The following is an 18191-nucleotide window of genomic DNA, read 5'->3' on the forward strand; positions in this document are numbered from 1 at the left end:
CCCCATCCTGCCAGTCACCGGCGCACCGGCCCGGTGCGTGGCAGGATCCCGGCATGCCTGTCGCCGGGACGCCGCTCGCCCGCCGCCGCCTGGCCGTCGCCGCTGCCTTTGCGACCCAGGGCTTCGTGTTCATCGGCCTCACCACGCGCCTGCCGGACATCAAGGACCGCTGGGACCTCGGTGAGCTCGGCGTCTCGGCCGTGCTGCTCGCGATCGTGCTGCTCGCCGGCGCCGGCTCGGTGGTGGCGGAGCGGCTGGCGCCGCGCACGTCCAGCGCCCGCCTCCTGCGCGCCGGGCTGGTGCTCATCGGCACCGGTGCGGCGGTGATGCTGGCTGCTCCGGCGTGGCCGGTGTTCCTCCTCGGCGTCGGCGTGTACGGCGTCGCGCTGGGTGTCGTGGACGCCTCGACGAACATGCAGGCGGTCGCCATCGAGCGCGCCTGGGGCCGCCCTATCCTGCCGAGCTTCCACGGCGGCTGGACCTTCGGCGGCCTGCTCGGCGCGGCGACGACTCTCGCCACCGCCGGGCTCCCGCTGGGGTGGACCGCCCTGGTCGGCGTGGTCGGGCTCCTGGCCGCGACCGCCGGCTTCCTGCCCCGCGCCGCCAGCGCCGCCGCCGACCACGCCCCCGAGGCGGACCTGCCCGGTGTCCCGTGGCGCCCGATCCTGCTGGTCGGCCTCGGCATGGTCGTCTTCTACATGGTCGACACCGCCTCGCAGACCTGGGGCGCGGTCTACGTCGACGAGGTGCTCGACGCACCCTCGCGCTGGGTCGCGCTGGCGACGCTGCCCTACCTGGTCGCGAGCCTGCTGGTGCGCCTGGCCGGCGACCACCTCGTCGAGCGGTACGGCGCCGTCGCGGTCCTGCGGGTCGGGGCGCTCGTGGCGTGCGTCGGGCTCCTCGTGGTGACCCTCGCCCCGACCTGGCCGGTCGCGGTCATCGGGTTCACCGTCGTCGGCACCGGCATCTCGGTGGTCGCCCCGCTGAGCTTCTCTGCAGCGGGCCGGATCGCCGGCGGGTCGGTCGAGCGCGTGGACGCGGTGATCGCCCGCTTCAACCAGTTCAACTACGTCGGCGGGCTGCTCGGCGCCGTGCTCACCGGCGTGGTCGGCCAGGACCAGCTGCGCCTGGGGTTCGTCGTGCCGATGCTGCTCGTGCTGGCGCTGCTGCCGCTGGCCCGGTGGTTCGCCGCGGCGAGCGCCGACGTCACCCCCGCAGGTACGACGTCAGCGCGTCCCTGAGGCCCCGACGACCCTCGTCCACGTCGACGTAGCCGCCGAGGTCGCCCTCGACGTACAGGCCGCGCAGCGCGCCCGGCAGCAGGTGCCGCACGCGCATCAGCTTGTCCGCCTCGATGCCCAGGCCCGCGAACGACCGCTCGCACAGGGCGGCCCACTCCTCGTCCCACCGGGCGATGGCGCGGGCCGTGCGCGGGTAGGCCTGCTCGAGCTGCTCGCGGCGGTGCGGCAGGTTGGCCCGCAGCTGGTAGAACGCCAGCGCGCTGGGCTGCTGCACCGCGAACCACATCAGGTCGACGACCGCCTCCACCCGCCCGGCGACGGTCGGCTGGTTCGGCACCGGAAGGCCGCTGAGGCCGGTCTGCCCGGCGATGTGGTCCAGCACCGCGGCCCACAGTCCGTCGGCGTCGCCGAACTGGTGCTGGATGGTCCCCCAGGTGGCGCCCGCGCGCCGGGCGACCGCGTTGGCGCTGACCGCGTCGGGGCCGCCCTCGGCCAGGCAGTGGACGGCCTCGCGCAGCAGCAGCTGCCTGGTCTCGCGACCACGACGGTTGAGCCGGGTGCCCTTGGCGCTCAGCGCCGTGGGGAGTGCGGTGGTCGAGAGCTCCACGTGGCTGGACTCAGCCGCGCAGCGTGGGCCGGCACAGGCGGCACACGGTGAGGTGCGCGCCGCCGTCACCGACGGGGGCCAGGTCGTCGCGGTGGGAGATGAGCGAGCAGTCGCGGCGGTGCACGACCGAGCCGCCGCCGGCGGTCACCGGCACCGCGCCAAGGTCGGCGCCGTGCACGTCGGTGGCGCTGCTGCTCGAACTCACCTCGGCGAGCAGGAGCAGGGTGTCGGCCAGCCGCCTGGACGACTCGCGCCCGTCCGCGGCGATCCGCGCCAGCCACGCCCCGAAGTAGAGGAAGCCGCCGCAGAAGGTGAGCCCGAGCCCGAGCAGGCCGCCGGAGACGAGGTAGGACAGCTGGTCGTACTGGTAGGGCGTGTTCGCGGCGCCGTACCAGCCGAGCACGATGACCACGAGGCCGAGCGGCAGCAGGATCGCGCCGACCCAGAACAGCACGACCTGGAGCAGCGCCGCGTTGTCGTTCTTCAGCGGGGCGACGCCCGAGCGGGACTGCCCGGCCCGCGGCAGGGCGCCGAGCGTGCCGGTGCGCGCACCGCTGGCGGGGGCCGCACCGGTGGTGGAGGACGAGACGGTCATGGCTCAGGCCTTTCTGAGGTCGGGGAGGCCGGTTTCGAGGCCGTGGGCACAGGGGGCGCCGGCACCCAGCGCGGCGGCGCCGAGGCGCCGGAACCAGCTGCCCGCGACGGCCGCGACGGCGAACGCGACGAGCAGCAGCATCCCGGGGATGGAGAACAGCTCCGGCAGGCCCGCGCTGGCCGGGGCCGCGTCGACGAGGTCGGTGACCGGGGCGTCGGAGGGTGCAGCCGGGGTCGCACCGGTCGGCGCGGGCGCACCCGCAGCCGGGGGTACGCCGACCGAGCCGGCCGCCGGGGCACCGCCGGACGGCGCCTCGCCGGACGCGGGCGGCGCCTGGCCGCCCCCGGTGACCGGCGGGATCGGTGCCGCCTCGATCGCGGGCACGGTGTCGACGCTGGCCCGGGCGGCGCCGATGGTGACCACGATCCGCGGCGACAGCGTCGACAGGCCGGACACGACGCCCTTGACCGGGCCGGCCTCGGCCGGGATCAGCTCGGCGAGGACGTTGAACGGCAGCGCCTTGAGCAGCGGGGCCAGCAGCTTGAGGTCGATGGTGATCCGGAGGCCGTCGTAGGCGCTCTGGGCGGCGTCGCCGTCGACGGTGCGGCCGGGCTTCGGGACCTCGAAGGTGATGCCGAGCTGCTCGAGCGCCTTGGCCGGCAGGTCCTGCAGCCCGGGGATCGGCATGGTCTTGCCGCTGACGATCGCGCCGTCGGGCCCGATGCCGAACTCCTGGCCGGCGATGGACATCTTGCCCCAGACCGCCTTGCCGGTGGCCTTGCCCTTCGCGCCGTCGGTGGTGGCGCGGGCGACGGTCTCGACGCCGCCGAGGGTCACCAGGCCGCCGAGGAGGCGCACCTCGCCGAGCAGGGAGCGGGAGACGGCGGTGACCGGCCCCTTGGTGGCGTCCATCTTGCTGACCGACACGTAGCCGTCGACGTCGACGAGGGCGCCGAGCGGGTTGAGCGGTGCGGCCGCCGCCTTCTTCTGGCCGGTCAGGCCGCCGAGCAGGCCCTGGAGGCCCTCGGTGAGGCCGCTGAGCGGGTTGGCGGCGCCGGCCTTGCCGTCCTCCTCGGTGTCGGGACCGAGCACCGCGCCGTCGGGCGAGAACCCGGTCTCGGCGATCGCGGTGTGCTCACCCGACGTGGTCTGCTGGATCGCGCCGGGGATCGTCGCGTCCTTCGCGGTCGGGGTGTCGCTGGGGTAGCGGGAGTTCACCTGGAACTGGTAGCCGTTGGCGGTGAGCGGGGTCTCCGGGAGGCCGAGCTGCTCGGCGAAGGTCTTCAGGCCCTCGCCGACCGGGTCGCCGGGCCAGAACAGGCTGGACCGCCCGCTCCACTCCCCCGAGTCGGCCTTCACCTTGCTGTAGCCCATGAGCAGCTCCAGCTGGGCGATGCCGGCGTCGGTCGGGATCGGCAGTGCAGGCTCGAAGACCTCGACGCGGACCGGGCTCGACCACGCCGTGGCCGTGTAGCCGCCGTACGACACCTCCCGCTCGTCGGCCGCCTGCGCGGGCGTCCCGCTCAGCGTGCCGCTGGTGAGGGGCAAGGTCGAGACAAGGATGCCGCCGGTGACGAGCAGCCGTGCCCGGCGGCGCGGCTGCCGGGACGGCCGGGGTGCGGTGCGGGTCATGCTGCCCCTCCCAGGATGACGTCGGCCATGGTGTCGAGGACCTCCCCGGGCTCACCCGTGGCCACGATGCGGCCGCCGGACATGACGGCCGCGTAGTCGGAGACCCGCAGCGCGGTGCGGGCGAACTGCTCGATGCAGAGGATGGAGACACCGGACTCGGCGATGCGCGCCACGGTGTCGTAGAGCTCCTCGACGATGAGCGGCGCGAGGCCCATCGAGAGCTCGTCGAGGAGCAGCAGCGCCGGGTCGGAGGCCAGCGCCCGCGACATGGCCAGCATCTGCTGCTCGCCGCCGGACATGGTGCCGGCGAGCTGGTGGCGCCGCTCGTGCAGGCGCGGGAAGTAGGCGTAGGCGGTCTCCATGATGGCGCCGGCCGGCACGCCGGCGTACGACATCAGGCGGAGGTTCTCCTCGACGGTGAGGTTCGGGAACACCGAGCGTCCCTCCGGCACCGTGCACAGCCCGACCCGGGCGAGGTCCTCCGGACCGGTGCCCCGCGAGCCGGGGCGCACGTGCACGCCGGCCAGGTGGATGTCGCCGGAGGTGGGCTGCTTCTGGCCGCTGATGACCTTGACCAGGGTGGACTTGCCGGCACCGTTCGGGCCGAGCAGCGCCATCACCGCGCCCTTCGGGACCTTGAGGTCGACGCCGCGCAGGACCTCGATCCGCCCGTAGGCGGCGTGGAGGTCGACGACGTCGAGGATCGGCACGCTCACGACTGGACCTCCGGCTCCACGATCGCGGTCAGGTCGAGCTCGGCGGTGTGGTCGTCGCCGTCGGCGTAACCGAGGTAGGCGCGCTGCACCGCCGGGTCGTTGCGGATCGCGGCCGGCGGACCGGACGCGATGATCTGGCCGAAGTCGAGGACGTGGATGTCGTCGCAGACGGCCATCACCAGGTCCATGTCGTGCTCGACCATGAGGATCGCGACGCCCTGCCGGGCGAGGTCCTTCAGCAGCTCCCCGAAGGCGTCGGTCTCGGTCTCGTCCAGGCCCGAGGACGGCTCGTCGAGCAGGAGCAGGTGCGGGTCGCAGGCGAGCGCACGGGCGAGCTCGAGCAGGCGCGCCGTACCGGTCGGGATGGCGTCGGCGCGCTCGTCGGCGTACTCACGGATGCCGACCCGGTCGAGCAGGATGTCGATCTCGAGGTTGCCCTTGCTCGTCGCCCGGGCCGCCGGGACGGCGGTGCGGGCCCAGGCCAGCGGACCGCCGCGGATGTCGCGGGCGACGCGGACGTTGTCGCGCACCGTGAGCGAGCCGAAGGCCTCGAGCCGCTGGAAGGTCCGGCCGATGCCGTGCTTCGCGCGCTTGTGGACCGGCCAGCGGGTGACGTCGCGGTCGCGGTAGCGGACCCGCCCCGACGTCGGCTTCTGCAGGCCGGTGATCACGTTGAAGCAGGTGGTCTTCCCGGCACCGTTCGGCCCGATCAGGCCGGTGATCTGTCCGCTGTCCGCGGTGAAGGTCGCGCGGTTGACCGCGGTCACACCGCCGAACTTCACGACGACGTCGTCGACCTCGAGCAGCGCCATCTCAGGCCACCCCCTTGGGCTCGTCGATCATCGTCTCGATGACCGTGTCGATGGAGTGTGCCGGTTCGGGCCGGCTGGGCTTCAGCAGGCCCTCCATCCGCTCACGCAGCTTCGCCTCCCAGCCGGGCAGGACGCGGGAGCTGCCGAGGCGTCCGAGCCGGAAGAGGTGGTTGGCGATGCCGTTGGGGTCGCGGCCGAGGAGCACCGCGCCGAACCCGAGGACGGCGAAGAGCAGCCCGGCGAGCTCCGGCGACGACGACTGCCACACCGGCAGCAGCATCAGGGCGGTGCCGCCGAGCAGTGCGCCGGTCACCGAGGTGACGCCGAAGACGACGGCGAGCAGCAGCACCAGCAGCGACTGGAAGTAGAGGAAGTCCGCCGCACCGACGGTGCCGCGCAGGCCCGCGAAGAGGGCACCGGCGACCCCGGCCATGCCGGCCGACAGCGAGAACAGGCCGACGCGGAACCAGCGCAGGTCCAGGCCCAGCGTGCCGCAGCCGGACGGGCTGTCACGGGACGCGATGAGGATCCGGCCCAGCGGACCGCGCCGCAGCCACAGCAGGAACAGGCCCATCACCACGAACGCGAGGACCATGAACCAGACGTAGGAGGTGTCGCTGCCGATCTGCACGCCGAGGATCGACAGCCGCTCGGTGGCGAGCGTCCCGTTGAACTTGAAGGCGTAGTCGGCCTGGAAGATCATCTTGTCCATCAGCACGGCGAACGCCATCGTCGACAGGGCCAGGTAGAGCCCGGTCAGGCGCAGCACCGGGAGCGCGACCAGCGCACCGACGCCCGCGGCGACCAGTGCCGAGAGGGCGAGGCCGACGAGGTTCGGCTGGTCGAGCTTGGCGTAGGCGAGGGCACCCACGCCGGCGAAGGTGAACTGCGCGAGCGAGACGTGGCCGCCGTACCCGGTCAGCAGGACCAGGGAGAGCATGACCATGGCGTACGTCGCGGCGATGCCGATGAGCAGCACGTCGGCGCGCGAGACGACGGCGATCAGCAGGAAGGCGAACCCCAGCAGGACGGCGCCGGAGCCCAGGCTCTTGCGCAGGTTCGGCACGGGTGCGGCGACGATGCCCTTGACCTGCCCGATGCGCAGCTGCGTCTGCGGCATCGCCACGACGACGGCGAACAGGAAGAGCGCCGGGATGACCGGGCGGATGGTCGACCAGAAGCCGTCGGTCGGCAGGTAGGCGACGGCCCACGCCTCGAGGATGCCCAGGCCCATCGCGCCGGCGAAGGTCAGCGGGAGGCTCTTGAGCCGGCCGAGCATGGCGGCTGCGTAGGCGTTGATGACCAGCAGGGTGAGCGCGTAGTAGTCGAGGCCGACGGCCGGGGTGAGCAGGATGCCGCCCAGCGCGGCCAGCGACATGCCGATCGCCCAGGCGATCGCAGCGACGGTGTCCGGCTTGCCGCCGAACAGGCGCAGCAGCTCGGGGTTGTCGACCGAGGCCCGCATCGCGGTGCCGGTGCGGGTGCGGTTGAGCAGAACGTAGAGCCCGCCCGCCACCACGATCGAGCAGATGATGGTGACGACCTGGTGCGCGGTGATGTAGGTGTCACCGAGCTTCCACCCGGTCTCGGCGTAGAACGGCAGCAGCACCCGCGGCTCGGGCGGCCAGATGTACTGCGCGACGCCGATGAGGCCGACGAGCAGGCCGACGGTGACCACGAGGGCGACCGACACCGGGCCCTCCCCCAGCCCGCGGGTCACGAACCGCTGGATGAACCAGCCGATCGCGGGCGCGACCACGCCCAGGACGAGGAACAGCGAGAGCAGGGTCGGCAGGCCCTGCCGCTGGGTGAAGTCCCAGAAGGTGAACGCGAGCACCATGCCGAAGGCGCCGTGCGCGATGTTGAACACGCGCGTGGTGGCGTAGGTCAGCACCAGGCCGCTGGCGACGATCGCGTACGCCGCCCCGGTGAAGAGGCCGAGCAGGGTGAAGGCGAACAGGGAACCCATCGGTCAGACTCCTCAGCCGCCGACGCCGGAGTTCTGAACCGGCCCGCACATGTAGTTGCCGGGCGAGACCTGGCTCCACCGACCGCCCTTGACCTGGGTGATCTTCACGCACCCGGGCGTCTGCGCGCTGCCGACCGCCATCGCGGTGTGCGCCCCGTTGCCGGTCCAGCCGCTGGTCTTGCTGAGCGAGTCCACCAGCGAGGCACGGGTCAGCTTGCCGCCCAGCGCGATGGACTTCTCGACGAAGAGCCGCGTCGCCGACCAGGCGTAGAGGCCGTAGTAGTTCGGGATGGCGCCGGGCTTCACCTGCTGCAGCCAGCGCAGGTAGAGCTGGACCTCGGCGTTCCTGGTGTTCTCGAAGAAGTCGTTGGCCGACCAGACGTAGGTGCCCTCGGCGACGCCCCCGGCCTGGTCGAGGTAGCGCTTGTCGTAGATGGTCGGGTCCTGGAAGAAGAAGTCGGGCTTGAAGCCCTGCTGCTGCATGGCCTGCTGCAGCTTGACCGTCATCTGGTAGGCGCCCATGTAGGTGACCGCCTTGACGCCCTTGTCCTTCATCTGCTGCACGTACGGCGCGTAGTTGAACTCCGCGACGTCGATGCCCTGCTCGTAGACGAAGTTCCAGCCCGCGCCCTTGCCGTAGGCCGCGGCGAGCGACTTGGCGTTGACCGGCGCGGCACCGGCGTTGACGTAGAGGACCGCGGCCTTCTTGACCGCCGCGGGGTACTTCTGGGCGAACCACTTCGCCCCGGCCATCGGGATCAGGTGGGTGGAGATGGCGTACGCCGCGAAGCAGGTCTTGCAGTTCTGGCGCTCCGGGCTCACGATCGCCGACCGGATGTCCGGCAGGCCGCAGGACTGCGCGGTGCCGGCACCGCCGGAGTCGAACGCGGACTGCGAACCGACGGCGGCGAAGGCCGACTCGCAGGCCTTGACGTAGGCCTGCTGGTCCGCGCCGGCGTCGGCGCGGCTGTCGAGGTTGACCAGGGACAGCTTGCGGCCGCAGATGCTGCTCGTCGAGTTGAAGTACTCGATGTAGGCGCGGGTCGCCTGCTGGGCCGACTCGAAGATGCCGGGCACCGGGCCGGAGATGTCGGAGATGTTCGCGAGGGTGATCGTCTTGTCGGTGATGCCGGTCTGGTTCTTGAAGCCGTCGCACGAGGCAGCCTTGACGCCGCCGGTGGCCGAGCCACCGCCCCCGCCGCCGGAGCCGCCGGAGCCGCCCGAGCCACCGCTGTCGCCGCCCGAGCCCGAGCCCGAGCCCGATCCGGAGCCGGAGCCGGAGCCCGCGCCGGAGTCGCCGGTGCCGGCGTCACCGCCGGCCCCGACGTCGCCGCCCGCAGCGGGGTCACCGGCGGCGCCGCCGTCGACGAACTCACCGTCGACGACACCGTTGCCGCCGGAGCCGTTGGAGCCGCCGCCGGCCTGGGCGACCGTGTTCGGGTCGAGCCGGGAGCCGCAGGCGGCGAGGAGCAGGACGAGCAGCGACGCGCCGACCAGACGCGCGAGACGTACCAGAGACAAGACCCAAAACCCTTCGGGGAGCACTGCCGGGATCGAAAGTCTCGACGAGACCTCTATCAAACTAACGACAGCCTGTGACCCGGGTCACGCGACATGACCAAGGAATGAGAACACGTTTCACTTTTTACCCGCCGACCGCCCGTCCCCGGGGGGAACCGTGCGGGTCCGGGGGCCGTCACAGGCATCATGAAGCCCATGCAGATCCGACGCCTCGCCCTGCCCCTGCTCGCGACCACGCTGGCCCTCGGCGCGACCGCCTGCGGAGGGGGCGACGACACGGCGTCGGACCCGGCGGAGCGTCCGGCTGCGGGCACCACGACCGGTACGACGAGCGACGCACCGGACACGCAGCAGTGGCCGGCGTTCGCACCGACCGACTACACCTACCGCCTCGAGGTGGTGTGCTTCTGCCCGCTCACCGGCCCGGTCGAGGTGACGGTCGCCGACGGCGAGGTCGCCTCGGCGACGCGGCTGGAGAAGCCGGGCCGGGGCAAGCAGGCACCGGAGTTCGTCCGGTTGACCATCAACGACATCATCGACCGCGCGAACGACCCGAAGGTCCACGAGGCCGAGGTGACCTGGCCCGACGGCCAGGACCACCCCACGACCGTCGCGATCGACCAGATCGCGAAGGCCACCGACGACGAGGTGACCTACACGATCAGCGACGTGCGGGTCGGCCCCGTCAGCGGGGGATGAATGCCCAGTAGTCGAGGTCGAGGAGCACGCCGGCGGCGTACTTCCCGTCCTCGCCGCGCAGCGTCATCGACTCGTCGCGGCCCTTGGTCGCCACCAGGCGCAGGCGCAGCGCACCGACGCTCGGGTGGGTCGTCTCGGCCTTGTCCAGCACCTCGGACCAGGCGTAGACGGTGTCGCCGGCGAACGCGGGCGAGGTGTGCGCACCGGCGTTGATCGCCGCGACCAGCTGGGCGTTGGCCAGGCCGTTGAAGGACAGGGCACGGGCCATCGAGATGACGTGACCGCCGTAGATGAGCCGGTTGCCGTCGGGACGGGCCTCGACGTTGAAGTGCACCTTGGCGGTGTTCTGCCACAGCCGGGTGGCCTGCTGGTGCTCGGAGTCGGTCAGCGTGACGCCGTCGACGTGGTCGATCTTCTCGCCGACCTCGTAGTCGTCGAAGCGGTGCGGCTCGCCGGCCGCGGCGAAGTCGTAGCCGGAGAAGTCGAGGCCGGACGGGAGCACGAGGTCGGCGGCGGCGACGGCCGGGGCGAGCTCGGGGACGACGGTCTCCGGCGCCGGGGCGTCGACGTCGCGCTTGTGGACCATCACCCAGCGGGCCCACTCCAGGGCGACCTCGCCGCGCTGGTTGGTGGCGGTGGAGCGCACGTAGACCACGCCGCTCCTGCCGTTGGAGTTCTGCTTGAGGCCGATCACCTCGGACGTCGTGGAGAGCGTGTCACCGGGGACGACCGGCTGGTGGAAGCGGCACTCGGCGTAGCCGAGGTTGGCGACCGCGTTCAGCGAGATGTCCGGGACGGTCTTGCCGAAGGCGATGTGGAACGCGACCAACTCCTCGACCGGGTGGGGGTCGAGGCCGACCGAGGCGGCGAAGGTCGCCGACGACGGCACGGCGAACCGGGTCGGGTAGAGCGAGCCGTACACGGCACGGTCACCCTCGGTCACGGTGCGCGGCGTCGCGTGGACGATGCGCTGGCCGACGGTGAAGTCCTCGAAGAAGTTCCCGGGGTTCGTCTTGGTCACGATCGCCCATTCTTCCGCCACCACGTCTTCTTGCCGTCACCGGCTCCAAGGCGTGAGAGGGCCTCGCCCACCGGGCCGGCGGGCTTGCAGACCCCGAAGAGGTCCTTGGGCTGCCCGGCCAGCCCGGCGAGCGCGGCGGCGAGCTGGTCGCGGCTCTCCAGCGGCTGCGGGACGTGGGTGCCACGGTCGGGGTCGACCTCGACCAGCAGGCCGAGCTCGCGCAGGGTGTCGAAGTCGTCCTGCGTGGTCGCCTCGAAGATCCGCATCAGGTAGCGCTCGCGCAGCTCGGGGGTGAGCGGCTTGCCGACCAGCGCCTGCACGGCGGCCTTGGTCCGCTCGCGCACCGGCCGGAGGCTGATCTGCGGTCCCGCAGCCAGCATCGCGCTCCACTTCCGCACGAAGTCCTCGCCCGAGTAGGACTCGTAGTGCAGCACGTTCAGCCCGGGCGCGGTGAAGTGCGGCACCTCCTCGCGCTGCTCGTCGACGGTGCGGTGGATGGTCAGCCAGCGGTCGAGCCGCGGCCGGGTGGCGGTCTTGCCCTCGACGTGGCCGTGGAAGTAGTGCCCGTTCGCGGGCTTGCCGATGACCCCGAGCACCTCCAGCAGCTGGAGGTCCGGCTCGTCGAGCAGCCGCTTGAACCAGGTCGGGCTGGCGTCCCACTGCGGGCGGCTGACCGCCTCCAGCGGCGCGAGCCGCACGGCGTCGTACGACGCGGGGACGGCGTCGATCGCGGCGCGGTCGATCTGGCAGATCTCGTCGGCGTCGACGTGGAAGAGCCAGTCGACGCCGGGGACGACGGTGAGCACCGCCTTGACCAGGTTGGCCGAGATCCGCTGCCGGTCGTTCAGGTCGGCCGGCCGGTCCCCCCACCAGGCCTCGTCGGCGACCACGTGGGTGACGTGCTCCTGGTCGGCGAGCCACGCCTCGACCTCGGGGGCGGGGGCGTCGAGCAGGACGACCATGTGGTCGACTCCCCCGGCGAGGTTGCCGCGCACGAAGCGCTGGACGTTGGCGAGCGTGTCCTTGACGGTGCTGACGGTCGCGATCACGCGGCGACACTACCGAGCACCGGCTGCCCACCGACGCACCGAGGCCCGCCGCGACCGCGGTGGTCGGGGCGGGCCTCGAGGAGCGGCAGGCTCGGCAGGTCAGAGGCGGTAGTCCTTGAGCAGGCTGCGGCCGATGATCATCTTCTGGATGTCGGAGGTGCCTTCACCGATGAGCATGAACTTGACCTCGCGCATCAGCCGCTCGATCTCGTACTCCTTGGAGTAGCCGTAGCCGCCGTGGATCCGGAAGGAGTCCTCGACGACCTCGTTGGCGTACTCGGAGGCGACCATCTTGGCCATGCCGGCCTCGACGTCCATGCGCTGTCCGGTGTCCTTGAGGCGGGCGGCGCGCACCATCATGTTGTGCGCGACCTCGACCTTGGTCGCCATCTCGGCGATGCGGAAGAGCACCGCCTGGTGGTCGGCGATCGGCTTGCCGAAGGTCTTGCGCTGCTGGGCGTAGGAGATACCGAGCTCGAAGCCACGCCAGGCCAGGCCGCAGGCGCGGGCCGCGACGTTGACGCGGCCGACCTCGACCCCGTCCATCATCTGGAAGAAGCCCTTGCCCGGCTCGCCACCGAGGATCTGGTCGGCGCCGATGCGGTGGTCCTCGAGGATGAGCTCGGTCGTCTCGACGCCCTTGTAGCCCATCTTCTCGATCTTGCCCGGCACGGTGACGCCCTGGGCGGTCTCGCCGAAGCCGGCTTCCTTCTCGACCAGGAAGGTGGTCATGTTCTTGTAGACCGAGTCGGCGCCCTCGTCGGTCTTGGTCAGCAGCGCGACCAGGGTGGAGGTGGCGCCGTTGGTCAGCCACATCTTCTGGCCCGTGATCGAGTACGACCCGTCGTCGAGCCTCGAGGCCTTGGTCGAGACCGCGGACACGTCCGAGCCCAGGCCCGGCTCCGACATGGAGAACGCTCCGCGCACCTCGCCGGCGGCCATCCGGGGCAGGTACTTCTGCTTCTGCTCCTCGGTGCCGTGCTGCATCAGCAGGTAGGCCACGATGAAGTGGGTGTTGATGACGCCGGAGACGCTCATCCAGCCGCGGGCGATCTCCTCGACCACCAGCGCGTAGGTCAGCAGGGACTCGCCCAGGCCGCCGAACTCCTCGGGGATGGTCAGGCCGAAGACGCCGAGCTCCTTGAGCCCGTCGATGATCTCCTGCGGGTAGGTGTCGGAGTGCTCGAGCTCCTGGGCTACCGGGATGATCTGCTCGTCCACGAAGACCCGGACGGCCTTGAGGATCTCGGACTGGACCTCGGAGAGACCCTCGGTCTGACAGAGCTTCGGCATCGCTTCCCTTTCGCTGGTGCTAGCGGCGTTCGCACTGTACCCGCGAGTAGGGTTCTCCCACCCCCTCGAACAGGGGACGAGACCGGGACCTGTGAGCGATGTCACCGGACCCCCGGGAGGTGGGCTCCGGGCGAGCGGTCAGGCGTCCCCGCGGGGGCGCCGCACCCGTCCGGCCCAGCGTCGGAGGCGGGCGGCCGCGGCCGCGCGTACGCCGCCGGCAGGCTCGCCGCTGCGCACCTGGAGCCGCTGCTCGCAGCGCTCCTCGACCACCTCGCCCAGCGCGCGCGTCGCGACCGCCAGCACCTCGGTGTCCGACGGGCCGGAGCTGTCGGCGAAGACGGACGGGTCGGGCACCAGGTCGGCCGGGTCGCCGACCACGTCGCAGCCGAGCTCGGCGAGCACGTCGATCGACTCCCGGGCGATCTCGCGGCACCACTCCTCGTGGGCGCGGCCGAGGCGGATCGGTGCGGAGCCGCCGCGGGCCAGGATGCCCATGGCGAGCCAGCGCTTGCCCACCTCGCCGTAGGGGACCCGGCGCCGGTAGCGCTGCGGGACCTGCGCGTTCACCCGGCGCAGCAGCTCGGCCTCCGCCTCGCCCAGCCCCGGGTTGCCCGGACCGGCCTTGGCCGGGTCCAGGGCGGCAGGGTCGACGCCGAGCACCGAGCAGTACCGCTCGAGCAGGGCCTCGCGCGGGCCGCCGGGGCCGGGGACCGTCACGACGTGGATCCGTTCGGCCGGCACCTCCGCCGCCCACCGGCGCAGCACGCCGGCCAGGTCGAGGCGGCGCCACACGTTGCCGGTCCGCTTCCCGGCGGAGCGCAACGCCGCGACGTACTCCTCCAGGGTGTCCTCACGACCGACCTTGAGCCCCTCCTGCCACAGCGAGGGGACCTGGCGGGCGATGTCGCGCGCTGTGACCACCACGTGCACCTCGTGCCCGGCGCACGCCTCGAGCAGCCGGCGGACCTGGCGCGGCGAGGCCGAGCCGAGGGTCTCGTGGCTGACCAGGGCGCTGGCGGTCCCGACCTCGGCGAGCTGCCCGGGGAGCATCTCGACCGAGCGACCCACCCGGGGTGAGTCATGCGGGTCGATCCGGCCACGGACGTCGAGGGCGAGCCAGAAGGTCTGCAGCCGGCCCGGCGGCGTCATGGTGACGCCCTGGTCGCGCAGCTCCGGCTCGGAGGACCAGCACACGTTCTGCAGGTAGGAGGTGCCCGTCTTCTGCAGCCCGATGTGGAGGAATACCTTCGTCACGCCCCCATGTCTACCGGACCCGGGCTACTTGAACTGGACCCGGATCCCGTCCCGGATCCGGACGAAGTCCGCCCGCTCGACCGTGAACTCCCCGCGGGCCTCACGGCTGTTCATCGCGCCGTTGAGCGGCTGGTCGACCTGGATGCCGAGCAGCTTCACCCCGGCCGAGCTGGTGAACAGCACGGCGGTGGCGGGCAGGCCGGCAGCCTTCGAGTAGCTGCGCCGGATCATGAACGACGGCTTGCCCTTCGTCCCGCCGATCGCCTTCTGCAGCAGCTGCTCCTGCGTGGTGGCCTTCGCACTCCAGGAGACGACCCGCACCTTCACCCCGCGCTGGTGGGCAGCCACCAGGGCGTTGCGCATGCCGGGCCCGTCGAGGCGGGCGGTCGCGAGGAGGATGGTCGACCCGGCCGGGGCCTGCCGGACGGCCTTGAGGACCCGCGTCGTGACGGCACGCCGCCCGGCGGAGATCGGGGAGTCCGGGATGTTGACGACGTGGCCGCGGATGAAGCTCATCGACGGTCGCGCAACGGTGACGCCGGGCTTGAGCACGAGGTCGGCGACGACGGCGTGGTGGTCGGAGTTGAGGTCACGGGTGACCTGCTTGGCCACGGTGAACTGCGAGGCGTTGCGCACGAAGATGTGGTCGATCGTCGCCTTGCCGTGGGTGACGAGCACCTTGCCGGTCAGGTCCCACGTCGGGGTCATCTGGTACGACGTCAGCAGGTCGCGCGGGTACAGCGGACCCTTGATGTGCTGGTTCATGTCGCCACCGAGGATCACCGGCCCCTCGGTCGCGAGGTGCGTGGCGAGGCCGCCGAGCTTCTCGACGGACGGGATCAGCAGGTTGCCGATCGGCTGGGTCTTCGGCGCGACGTGGTAGGAGACGACCGACAGCGTCTGGCACCCGTCGGCCGAGCGGACGGTCACCCAGTTGGCGTACCGGAGGCCGAGCTCGGTGGTCTGGTTCTTGGTCTTGCCGCCGACGTTGGTGACGTAGATCGTCCCCTTCGCCACCGGGTTCCAGCGGTCGGTGCGCCACACGACCGGGTTGGCCCCGGTGTAGCGACCGGGCGTGCGCCAGATCCCGTAGCCGGCCGGGGCCAGCAGTGAGTCGGCCCGTCCGGCGACCTCGTTGAGGGTGACGAAGTCGGGCTGGTCCTTGAAGACCTTCTTCAGGTCGGCCTTCGTCTGGGCCTTGGTCATCCCGGCCTTCACGTTGGCCTGCACGACCTGGAAGGCGCGGTTGGCCGCGCAGGTCTTCTTCGCCGCCAGGCGCACCGGGTCACCGCCGGCCGGCACCGCGCCGGGGGCGAGGGCCAGGAGCGTGGTCGCCGCGGCCGCCCCGGCGACGAGGCGGCGTGCCCGGACGAACCGGCGCCGGTGGGCGCTTGTCTGCTCCCGCATGTGGATGAATTCCCCTCATAAAGACAATCCCGAAACAACAGTCACACGAATCTCACCAGTCACCGGGAAATGCGGCAACTCATTCCGATTAACTACAGAGCTGTAATTCGGATAATCACAACGATGTAATTCGACCGGCCCGAGAAAGGCAGAAAATGCCGGACCGGTCCTCATCGGCAGGGCCGTCGAGGACGTGAGGACTCGTGCCGGAACCGGCCCGGAAGCTCCGCTCGGGAGCGGGTCGGCTCGTCAGCGGATGCCGAGGGCAGCCGCGAGCGGGCCGGCCAGCCGCGTGGCGTACTCGACGGTGACGTGCTCGCGGTCCCGCAGCGGCACGGTGCGCCCGATCACGGCCGGGCAGCGGCCGTCGGCGCAGAACCAGCGGCGCGCGTCGACCCAGGTCATGCCGAGGTCCTCGACGGTCTCGCCGAACTCGACCTGGAGCCGACCGACCGCGGGCATCGGCCGCTGGAGGCAGTCACCCAGGCTGGCGCCGCGCGCGGTCAGGCAGGTGCCCGGCGCCGCGGGCAGGCGCGGGCTGTTGCCGATCATCGCGACCCGCCCGGCCAGCGGGCGCAGCAGCTCGAGCTGCTCGCGCAGGCCGTCGACCTGCTCGGCCTGCATCTGCGGGGTCCGGTAGGCGTTGTTGGCGACCACGACGAGGTCGGGCTCGAGCTCACGCACCTGCTCGAGCGCCCACTGCTTGAACTCCGCGCACTCGGTCCACTCCTCGCCGCCCACGCGTCGGGTGACGGTGGTGGCCGGGCAGCCGCTGTAGACGAAGGCGTAGACCGCGTAGCCGTGCTCCTCGCCGATCGCGGTGAGCGCGGGGCTCCAGTGGCGCGCGTGCGAGTCACCCATCACCACGATGGTGCGCTCCGCGTCCGGGTCGCCGAAGGGGCACAGCTCCCGGGTCCCGGTTCGGTAGTCGCACTCCCCCAGCGGCGCGACGGACTCGCGCACCGCCCCCAGCTCCGGCCTGACCCCGCCGGGCACCGGCCGGTCCTCCTCGGCGGCGAGCACCGACGCCTCGACCAGCGCGACGGCCGGGTCGCGGCTCAGGTCGTCGCGGCCGTAGTCGCTGACGGAGATGCCGGGGTTGTCGGCCAGGTCGGCGAGCCGGGCGTCCACCCACGCCTGCGAGCCCAGCGCGGTCGCGACGACCAGGACGAGGCTGACCGGGTAGAGCGTGATCGCCCGCATCCGCGGGCGCCAGCGCACGCCCTGGCGGAACGGCTGCTCCACGAGGTAGTAGCTCGCGGCGCTGAGCGCGAAGATCACGACCAGCGCGACGAGCAGGTGCGGCTTCGAGAGCCGGGGCTCCTCCCAGTACTCCTGGGCCAGGCGCAGCACCGGGAAGTGCCACAGGTAGAGCGAGTAGGACCAGTCACCCACGACGCGCGCCGGCGCGATCGAGAACAACCGGAAGAGGTACGTCGACGACGCGCCCGTCGTGCTGCCCGCGACCAGCATGAGCACCGCTCCCAGCACCGGGACCAGCGCGGCGGTGCCGGGCATCGCGGTCTGCTCGTCGAAGCGGAGCGTCGCCCACGCCACGAGCACCAGGCCGACCGCGAACAGCGCCTCGGTGGGCCACCGGCCCAGCCGCGGCGCGCGGCCCCACACCAGGGTCGCCGCGAGCCCGCCGAGGCCGAGCTCCCACGCGCGGGCGGGGGTCGAGAAGTAGGCGGCGGTCGGGTCGTTCGCGGTCACGACGACCGACCACACGAGCGAGGCGAGGGTCACCGCCCCCAGCACGACGAACACCGTCCGGCGCACCAGGCGTGTGCGGCTCGCGCCCGCGGCGTCACCGGCGCGGCGTCGTACCCACAGGGCGACGAGGAGCAGCAGGAGCGGGATCGCGATGTAGAACTGCTCCTCGACCGACAGCGACCAGTAGTGCTGGACCGGGGAGGGCGGCTCGCCCTGGGCGAAGTAGTCGGTCTCGACGAGGCTGAACCGGATGTTGGCGCCGAAGAAGGCTGCCCACACCGAGTCCTTGATGACCTCGGTGCTGCGCACCAGCGGCAGGACGTACGCCGCGGCGACGGCGGTCACGACGAGCACCACCGTCGCGGCCGGGATCACCCGCCGCGCCCGACGGGCGTAGAAGTCGAGGATCGAGATCCGCCCGGTGTCGCCCGCCTCGCGCACCAGCAGGCCGATGATGAGGAAGCCGGAGATCACGAAGAAGACGTCGACGCCGACGAACCCGCCGGAGGCGGTGCGGAAGCCCGCGTGGGCGAGGATGACCAGCCCGACGGCGAGGGCGCGCAGGCCCTGGATGTCGGAGCGGAAGGACCGCGTGCCCGTCACCGCGATCCTCCTCCTGTCGTGGCCTCGTCGGGGCCGTCGTCGTGCTCGTGCGGGGTCTC

General features: G+C 72.0%; 15 protein-coding genes. 2 read left to right on the forward strand and 13 right to left on the reverse strand.

All coding sequences use genetic code 11. From position 1 onward, the window contains the following. Positions 1–53: 53 nt before the first annotated feature. Positions 54–1241, forward strand: a complete 1188-nt coding sequence (locus NOCJ54_RS0122800; protein WP_028657319.1) for an MFS transporter — start codon at positions 54–56, stop codon at positions 1239–1241. Here the strand turns inward: NOCJ54_RS0122800 and NOCJ54_RS0122805 are convergent. From NOCJ54_RS0122805 to NOCJ54_RS0122835, 7 genes are read right to left on the reverse strand one after another with little or no spacing between them, the layout of a single operon-like run. Continuing rightward, the gene (locus NOCJ54_RS0122805) at positions 1207–1848 is read right to left on the reverse strand and encodes a TetR/AcrR family transcriptional regulator (protein ID WP_051486308.1); all 642 of its coding nucleotides are present in this window, start codon (positions 1846–1848) and stop codon (positions 1207–1209) included. The two genes, NOCJ54_RS0122800 and NOCJ54_RS0122805, sit on opposite strands and share 35 nt — an antisense overlap. 10 nt (positions 1849–1858) lie before the next feature. After that, entirely contained in the window at positions 1859–2443 is a 585-nt protein-coding gene (locus tag NOCJ54_RS0122810; protein WP_028657321.1) for a hypothetical protein, read from the reverse strand. Between the two features lie 3 nt (positions 2444–2446). Beyond that, positions 2447–4075 carry a choice-of-anchor P family protein gene (locus NOCJ54_RS0122815; protein ID WP_028657322.1) on the reverse strand — a complete coding sequence of 543 codons (1629 nt, stop codon included), beginning with the start codon at positions 4073–4075 and terminating at the stop codon, positions 2447–2449. Continuing rightward, entirely contained in the window at positions 4072–4791 is a 720-nt protein-coding gene (locus NOCJ54_RS0122820; RefSeq protein WP_028657323.1) for an ABC transporter ATP-binding protein, read from the reverse strand. The genes NOCJ54_RS0122815 and NOCJ54_RS0122820 overlap by 4 nt, the downstream gene beginning before the upstream one ends. After that, entirely contained in the window at positions 4788–5603 is an 816-nt protein-coding gene (locus NOCJ54_RS0122825; RefSeq protein WP_028657324.1) for an ABC transporter ATP-binding protein, read from the reverse strand. The genes NOCJ54_RS0122820 and NOCJ54_RS0122825 overlap by 4 nt, the downstream gene beginning before the upstream one ends. Position 5604: 1 nt before the next feature. Next, complete coding sequence (locus NOCJ54_RS27825; RefSeq protein ID WP_084255651.1) at positions 5605–7572, reverse strand: ABC transporter permease; 1968 nt, start codon at positions 7570–7572, stop codon at positions 5605–5607. A 12-nt stretch (positions 7573–7584) separates the two neighbouring features. Beyond that, on the reverse strand, positions 7585–9093 hold the full coding sequence (locus NOCJ54_RS0122835) for an ABC transporter substrate-binding protein (protein ID WP_028657325.1): 1509 nt from the start codon (positions 9091–9093) through the stop codon (positions 7585–7587). 195 nt (positions 9094–9288) lie between these two features. Here NOCJ54_RS0122835 and NOCJ54_RS28780 point away from each other — a divergent pair, with 195 nt between their 5' ends. After that, positions 9289–9792, forward strand: a complete 504-nt coding sequence (locus tag NOCJ54_RS28780; RefSeq protein WP_051486309.1) for a DUF6174 domain-containing protein — start codon at positions 9289–9291, stop codon at positions 9790–9792. Here NOCJ54_RS28780 and NOCJ54_RS0122845 read toward each other — a convergent pair. From NOCJ54_RS0122845 to NOCJ54_RS0122870, 6 genes are all read right to left on the reverse strand, one after another. Further along, on the reverse strand, positions 9779–10813 hold the full coding sequence (locus NOCJ54_RS0122845; RefSeq protein WP_028657326.1) for a MaoC family dehydratase: 1035 nt from the start codon (positions 10811–10813) through the stop codon (positions 9779–9781). The two genes, NOCJ54_RS28780 and NOCJ54_RS0122845, sit on opposite strands and share 14 nt — an antisense overlap. After that, positions 10810–11862: a glycosyltransferase family 2 protein gene (locus tag NOCJ54_RS0122850; protein WP_028657327.1), complete on the reverse strand. Its 1053-nt coding sequence runs from the start codon at positions 11860–11862 to the stop codon at positions 10810–10812. The genes NOCJ54_RS0122845 and NOCJ54_RS0122850 overlap by 4 nt, the downstream gene beginning before the upstream one ends. 99 nt (positions 11863–11961) lie before the next feature. Continuing rightward, on the reverse strand, positions 11962–13155 hold the full coding sequence (locus NOCJ54_RS0122855; RefSeq protein ID WP_028657328.1) for an acyl-CoA dehydrogenase family protein: 1194 nt from the start codon (positions 13153–13155) through the stop codon (positions 11962–11964). Between the two features lie 138 nt (positions 13156–13293). Further along, complete coding sequence (locus NOCJ54_RS27835; RefSeq protein WP_051486310.1) at positions 13294–14409, reverse strand: hypothetical protein; 1116 nt, start codon at positions 14407–14409, stop codon at positions 13294–13296. 24 nt (positions 14410–14433) lie between these two features. Further along, positions 14434–15816: an endonuclease/exonuclease/phosphatase family protein gene (locus NOCJ54_RS0122865; protein WP_028657329.1), complete on the reverse strand. Its 1383-nt coding sequence runs from the start codon at positions 15814–15816 to the stop codon at positions 14434–14436. A 249-nt stretch (positions 15817–16065) separates the two neighbouring features. Next, on the reverse strand, positions 16066–18132 hold the full coding sequence (locus tag NOCJ54_RS0122870) for an acyltransferase family protein (RefSeq protein WP_028657330.1): 2067 nt from the start codon (positions 18130–18132) through the stop codon (positions 16066–16068). Positions 18133–18191 lie beyond the last annotated feature (59 nt).

This window comes from Nocardioides sp. J54 (assembly GCF_000519005.1).
In the GTDB taxonomy this organism is placed as follows: domain Bacteria; phylum Actinomycetota; class Actinomycetes; order Propionibacteriales; family Nocardioidaceae; genus Nocardioides.